We start from the raw sequence: 6395 nt of genomic DNA, 5'->3' as shown, positions 1-6395 counted from the left end.
GTGTCGCCGCTTGCGAGGACAGCCCGTCCTCGCAAGCCGGGACACCCCTCCGTCAAGCCTGCGGCCTGCCACCTCCCCTCAAAGGGGAGGAATTAGGCTTGGCTAACGCCCCGTGCCCCGCACCCAGCAACAGCGCGATCACACCGCCGCCGATCAGATTGCCCAGCGTCGACATTGCCAGATTATGTGCGATCCCCCCGATCGGTACCGCCACCGGGTCGAGCGCCCAGCCGAGCGGCAGCAGCGTCATGTTCGCGATCGAATGCTCGAACCCGGCGGCAACGAACAGGGTGATCGGCGCGATCACCGCGACGATCTTGCCGGCCACCGATGTCGTGCCACTCGCCATCCAGACCGCCAGGCACACCAGCATATTGGCGAGGATGCCCGAGGCGATCAGCGTGAAGCTCGACTTGGCGATCTTGGACATGGCGGTCTCGCGCGCGATGGCGGCGACCGCGCCGTCCACCGCTTCCGGTCCGCCTGCCGCGACGAACAGGCCGACCACGATCAGACTGCCGACCAGATTGGCGAGCCACACCAGCCCCAGCGCCTTGGCCAGCCCCGCTCCGGTCACGCGCCCTTGCGCGAGCGGCAGCGACAGCATCGCATGGCCGGTGAACAGATGTGCCCCGGTCACCATCACCAGCATCAGCCCGCTGGAAAAGGCGAGCCCGGCGAGCAGGTGCGTCGCCCCTGATCCCGACGGCATGCCCGCACTGGCGACCAGATAGGCGATCCCGCCAAACCCGATCTGCAAGCCCGCCGCGATGCCGAGCCACAGCACCGATACCGCCTTCGCCTCACCGCGTTCGGCCAGGGCGTCGGCCACCGTCCCGGCCAGCGGTTCGCCTGATATATCGGCCATGATCGACCTCCCTTTTTGCACCTCTCTGACAGGCCAACCGGTGGCGGGCGGCTTTGCTCCCGATGCTGCCTGAAATTTGGGCAGTGATGGCCCCGTGCTGATTTTTTGATGGGCAGAAGGGCGCGCGGAGGTTCGCCGCCCCATGCCGCCGACACGGAAAAGTCACCAAATTGTAAATTGGCACGGGCATTGCAGATCATGTCAGCGGGTAACGCAAAGGGGGCGCAATGAAGCTGATCATTGCCATCATCAAGCCGTTCAAGCTGGACGAAGTGCGCGAGGCACTGACCACCTTGGGTGTGGCGGGCATGACGGTCACCGAGGTCAAGGGGTTCGGTCGCCAGAAGGGGCAGACCGAAATCTATCGCGGAGCCGAGTACAGCACCAACATGGTGCCCAAGATCAAGATCGAGGTGGTCTGCGCCACCGAGATCGCCGACCGCGTCGTCGAAGCGATCCAGGCCGCCGCCAACACCGGCGCGATCGGCGACGGCAAGATCTTCATGCTCGATGTCGGCCAGGCCGTGCGGATCCGCACCGGCGAAACCGACGACTCGGCGCTCTGAGAAGGGGGGATTTGATGAAGCACCTCACGCGTGTGGCGAGCGGGGCGACCGGCCTTGGCATCGCCCTCTTCGCCGCATTGCCCGCCTGGGCCCAGGATGCCGCCGCGCTCCAGTCGCCGGCGAGCGCCGCGCCCGCCGCGACCGTCAACAAGGGCGACACCGCCTGGATGATGACCGCGACCGTGCTGGTCATGATGATGATCCTGCCGGGCCTGGCGCTGTTCTATGGCGGCCTGACCCGCGCGAAGAACATGCTGGCGACCATGACCCAGATCGGCGCGGCAGCCTGCCTCGCGATGCTGATCTGGGTGATGTACGGCTATAGCCTGGCCTTCGGGCCGGACGTGTCGGGGGGCGCATCCAACTTCATCGCCGGTCTGGGCAAGGCCTTCCTAAAGGGCGTCACGCCCGCCAGCCAGGCGGCGACCTTCACCGCCGGCGTTGAGATCCCCGAATATGTCTTCATCTGTTTCCAGATGACCTTCGCCGCGATCACCGCCGCGCTGGTCCTGGGCTCGGTGGTCGAGCGGATGAAGTTTTCGGCGGTGATGGCGTTCGTCGCGGTGTGGCTGACCATCGTCTATTTCCCCGTCGCGCACATGGTGTGGGCGGCGTCGGGCCTGTTCTTCAAGGCGGGCGCGCTCGATTTCGCGGGCGGTACGGTGGTGCACATCAACGCCGGCGTCTCGGCACTGGTCGCCTCGCTGATCCTGGGCAAGCGCATGGGCTATCCGACCACGCCGATGCCCCCGCACTCGCTGACGCTGACCGGTGTCGGCACGGGTCTGCTGTGGGTCGGCTGGTTCGGGTTCAATGCCGGCTCGGCGCTGGAGGCCAATGGCTCGGCGGGTCTGGCGATGATCAACACCTTCGTCGCCACCGCCAGCGGCGGCCTGTTCTGGATGCTCGCCGAGCGTCTGGCGGGGCATAAGGGGTCGGCGCTGGGCTTCTGCTCGGGCATCGTCGCGGGTCTGGTCGCGGTGACGCCGGCGGCCGGCAACTCGGGCCCGTTCGGTGCCATCGTGCTCGGCGCGATCGCCAGCGTGGTCTGCTTCTACGCGGTCTCGGTGCTTAAGCCCAAGCTCGGCTATGACGACGCGCTCGACGCCTTCGGCGTGCACGGCATCGGCGGCATGGTCGGCGCGATCGGTACCGCCGTGGTCTATGCCCCCTCGCTGGGCGGCCCGGGTGCGGCGGATTACGACATGGGCGCCAAGCTGCTGGTCCAACTCGGCGCGGTCGGCACCACCATCGTCTGGGCCGCCATCGGCACCGTCATCGCCATGTATGTCGCCAAGGCGATCACCGGGCTGCGCGTCTCGCAGGAAGTCGAGCAGGAAGGCCTCGACCTCGGCGAGCACGGGGAACGCGCCTACAACTGATCGGGAGCGGGGGCGCCAAGAACCCCCGTACCCCACGACGTTCCTCCTGCGGACGACCTAAGCCCGGTGCGGCAACGCACCGGGCCTTTTTTTGTGGGTGGGGGATTTCCAAACATCCGTTCGCACTGAGCGAAGTCGAAGTGCACGGGGATCGCTCGCGGCTAGGGCGCGGCGTGGCCTTCGACTTCGCTCAGGCTGAACGGGGGTGGGGGTAGGTGGACCGAAGGCGGCGGCCTTACCGCCCCTTCGGTCCCGCCGGCTGTGCCTTGGCCTGCGCCGCCTTGGCGGCTTCATATTCGTCGAAGGTTCGCGACAGCAGCGCCTGCGCCTCGGCCTCGGTCACCTTGCCGTCCTTGTTCGCATCGGCCTTTTCGAACCACAGGTCGGCAAGGCGCTGGGCATGGACCGCGTCGATCTTCTGCTTGCCCGCGCCCATGCGCAGGATCGCGGCCTTGACCTCGGCCTTGGTCAGCACGCCGTCCTTGTTGGTGTCGCGCGCCTTGAACTCGCGCGAGAATTTGGCGGCGGCCGAGGCGCGGGTGTCCTGCGCCATGGCGGGCAGGGCAAGCGTGGCGGCGACCAGGCCGGCGACGAGGAAACGGGTCATCAAAAAGGCTCCTGAACGGATCATCACGGCCGCTCCTGACGGCCTTTGGCTGTCGGGGGAATGAACGAGGCCACGCCAAGGTTGCGTGGGCGCGCGACAGCGCATAGGGCGCGAGGCAAATCCATCCCCTCTTCGTAAGGACTTTGCCGTGAGCGAAGATATCAAGCGCGTCGTCCTCGCCTATTCGGGCGGCCTCGACACCAGCGTCATCCTCAAGTGGCTGCAGCAGCATTATGGCTGCGAGGTCGTGACCTTCACCGCCGATCTGGGCCAGGGCGAAGAGCTGGAGCCCGCGCGCAAGAAGGCGGAGATGGCGGGCGTGAAGCCCGAGCACATTTTCATCGACGATCTGCGCGAGGAGTTCGTCAAGGATTATGTCTTCCCGATGATGCGCGCCAATGCGCTCTATGAGGGGCTGTACCTGCTCGGCACCTCGATCGCGCGGCCGCTGATCGCCAAGCGCCAGATCGAGATCGCCAAGATGGTCAATGCCGACGCGGTCAGCCATGGCGCGACCGGCAAGGGCAACGACCAGGTCCGTTTCGAGCTGGGCTATTATGCGCTGAACCCCGACATCAAGGTCATCGCGCCGTGGCGCGAATGGGACCTGACCAGCCGCACCAAGCTGATCGAATTCGCCGAGGCGCACCAGATTCCGGTGTCGAAGGACAAGCGCGGCGAAGCGCCCTTCTCGACCGACGCGAATCTGCTGCACACCTCGTCCGAGGGCAAGGTGCTGGAGGACCCGTGGGATGAGGTCCCCGATTATGTCTATTCGCGCACCGTCAATCCGGAAGACGCGCCCGATCAGCCCGAAACGATCACCATCGATTTCGAGCGTGGCGACGGCGTCGCGCTGAACGGCGAGGCGTGCTCGCCCGCGACGCTGCTGACCAAGCTCAACGAGCTGGGCCGCAAGCACGGCATCGGCCGCCTCGATCTCGTCGAGAACCGCTTCGTCGGCATGAAGAGCCGCGGCATGTACGAGACGCCGGGCGGCACCATCTATGCGCTGGCGCATCGCGGCATCGAGCAGATCACGCTTGACCGGGGTGCCGCGCATCTGAAGGACGAACTGGCGCCCCGCTATGCCGAGCTGGTCTATAACGGCTTCTGGTTCTCGCCGGAACGCGAGATGCTGCAGGCCGCCGTCAACTACAGCCAGGAGAAGGTGACGGGCACCGTCCGGCTGAAGCTGTACAAGGGTCAGGCGATCGTGACGGGCCGCAAGTCGCCGTACAGCCTGTACTCGGAAAAGGTCGTCACCTTTGAAGACGACCAAGGCGCCTATGACCAGCGCGACGCGGCGGGCTTCATCAAGCTCAATGCGCTGCGCCTGCGCCTGCTGGGCCGTCGCGACCGGATCTGATCTCCAGCCAACCCGTCCTGGCAGCCACATCATGGGTATGGATCGCCGTCAGGATGGGATGCCCGACAAGCGGGCGGGGCTGTGGTGGCAGTCCCGCCCCTTCTTATGGGCCTGTATTCTTCTCTCGGCGGTGCCGCTGCTCTGGGCCGCCGTGCCGCCCCTGACCGATATGGGCGACCATATCGGCAGCTATCGTATCCTCGCCGAGGCGGGGCGAGGGCCGTTGTCGCGCTATTATGAGGTGCATTGGGCAGCGGTCGGCAATCTGGGTGTCGAGGCGATCGTCCTAGCCTTGCACGGGCTGTTCGGCATCGGGATCGAGCCTGCCGCCAAATTCACGGTTCTGGCGATCCCGCCGCTGACGGTCGCGGGCATGATCGCATTGGCTCGCGCGGTGCATGGCGATCTGCCTGCCAGCGCGATGCTGGCCTTCCCGCTGGCCTATGCCTCCGCCTTTCAGATGGGTTTCGTCAATTTTGCGCTAGCGCAGGCCCTGGTCCTGCTCTCGCTGGCGCTTTGGTTGCGGCTGGCGAAGACGCATGCCCCGGCCTGGCGCATCGGTCTGTTCGCCGTCATCGCGCCCGTCATCTGGCTGTGCCACGCGCTCGGCTGGGCGATGCTGGTCGCCTATACCTTCGGCGCTGAGATAGGGCGGCGGGGCGAACAGGGGGAGTCATGGCCCGGCGCACTGGGCCGTGCCGCCGTCATGGTCGCCCCCATGGCGCTGCCCGCGCTGTGGATGATCCGTGGTGGCGGCGACCAAGTGGCCGGGGAGAGCGGGGGCTGGGCGCTCGTCTACAAGGCGCGATGGCTGTTGACCCTGTTACAGGAGCGCTGGCTGGCCTGGGATGCGGCGGCCATGGTCGTGCTGCTGCTCTTTGGTTATGCCGTTCTCCGGTCGCGCCGCCTGGCAATTCGCCCCGTTCTTGGCGTGCCTGCCGCGATCGGCTTCGCGATCTTCCTGGTTCTGCCCTATGCGTATCGGGGCGGCGCCTATCTCGACATGCGCATGCTGGCACCGGCGACGATGCTGCTTTTGCTGGCGGTGCGGGTGCGCGCACCGGATCTGGCAGGCCGGCTGGCGGTGTTGGGGACGCTGTTCTTTGTGGCGCGGCTGGTCGGCACGACGCTGGCCTTCGCCCAATTGACGCAGGGACAGGAGCGCGACTGGCGCGCCATCGCCGCGCTACCGCCAGGCGGAGCGGTGCTGGTCCTGACGGACGCCAGTGGCGAAGCGCCTTGGGCCGCGCCGCGACGCTGGCATGTCGCGGGCTTGGCGATCGTGCGTGCCGGGGTCTTCACCAACACCCAATGGGCCGTCCCCGGTCAGCATCTGATCCGCTCCAGGCTCGGTCGGGCCGCGCCCTATGATCAGGATCCCTCCTCCTTCGTCTTCCCGCCGGGAAGCGAGGATCGGGCGACCGATTTCGACGAGGCGATCCGCGACTTCAACCGCTGTACCTTCGATGCGGTCTGGACGATCGGTTTCCCTGTGGGGCGGGCGCGTTCCCCCGATCTGGTCCCGATCTGGGCAAAGGGGGATTCCGCCGTCTATCGCGTTCGGCGCGGCCGGTGCTTGTCCAAGCCCCCTTCGGTCCGCTAG

Annotated in this window: 6 protein-coding genes; 4 read left to right on the top strand and 2 right to left on the bottom strand. The window is 66.6% G+C overall.

Annotated elements, in window-relative coordinates; translation table 11 throughout:
• Nucleotides 1–52: 52 nt before the first annotated feature.
• A complete protein-coding gene (locus SP6_RS09045) occupies nt 53–868 on the bottom strand; it encodes a formate/nitrite transporter family protein (RefSeq protein WP_007406454.1) in 816 nt (271 codons plus the stop codon).
• 227 nt (nt 869–1095) lie between these two features.
• Here SP6_RS09045 and SP6_RS09040 point away from each other — a divergent pair, with 227 nt between their 5' ends.
• Nucleotides 1096–1434 carry a P-II family nitrogen regulator gene (locus SP6_RS09040; RefSeq protein ID WP_007406466.1) on the top strand — a complete coding sequence of 113 codons (339 nt, stop codon included), beginning with the start codon at nt 1096–1098 and terminating at the stop codon, nt 1432–1434.
• A 14-nt stretch (nt 1435–1448) separates the two neighbouring features.
• The gene (locus SP6_RS09035) at nt 1449–2816 is read left to right on the top strand and encodes an ammonium transporter (protein WP_007406435.1); all 1368 of its coding nucleotides are present in this window, start codon (nt 1449–1451) and stop codon (nt 2814–2816) included.
• Nucleotides 2817–3051: 235 nt separating this feature from the next.
• On the opposite strand, the gene SP6_RS20060 is transcribed toward SP6_RS09035, so the two are convergent.
• Nucleotides 3052–3423: an EF-hand domain-containing protein gene (locus tag SP6_RS20060; protein ID WP_050794219.1), complete on the bottom strand. Its 372-nt coding sequence runs from the start codon at nt 3421–3423 to the stop codon at nt 3052–3054.
• A 148-nt stretch (nt 3424–3571) separates the two neighbouring features.
• Between SP6_RS20060 and SP6_RS09025 the strand changes: the two genes are divergently transcribed.
• Together SP6_RS09025 and SP6_RS09020 are read left to right on the top strand one after the other, a co-directional pair.
• A complete protein-coding gene (locus tag SP6_RS09025) occupies nt 3572–4792 on the top strand; it encodes an argininosuccinate synthase (protein ID WP_007406430.1) in 1221 nt (406 codons plus the stop codon).
• A gap of 31 nt (nt 4793–4823) precedes the next feature.
• Entirely contained in the window at nt 4824–6395 is a 1572-nt protein-coding gene (locus SP6_RS09020) for a hypothetical protein (RefSeq protein ID WP_037569647.1), read from the top strand.

The organism is Sphingomonas paucimobilis NBRC 13935 (assembly GCF_000739895.2).
Lineage (GTDB): Bacteria > Pseudomonadota > Alphaproteobacteria > Sphingomonadales > Sphingomonadaceae > Sphingomonas > Sphingomonas paucimobilis.
The sequence above is the reverse complement of the archived record's forward strand: the minus strand, read 5'-3'. Positions and strand labels throughout refer to the sequence as shown.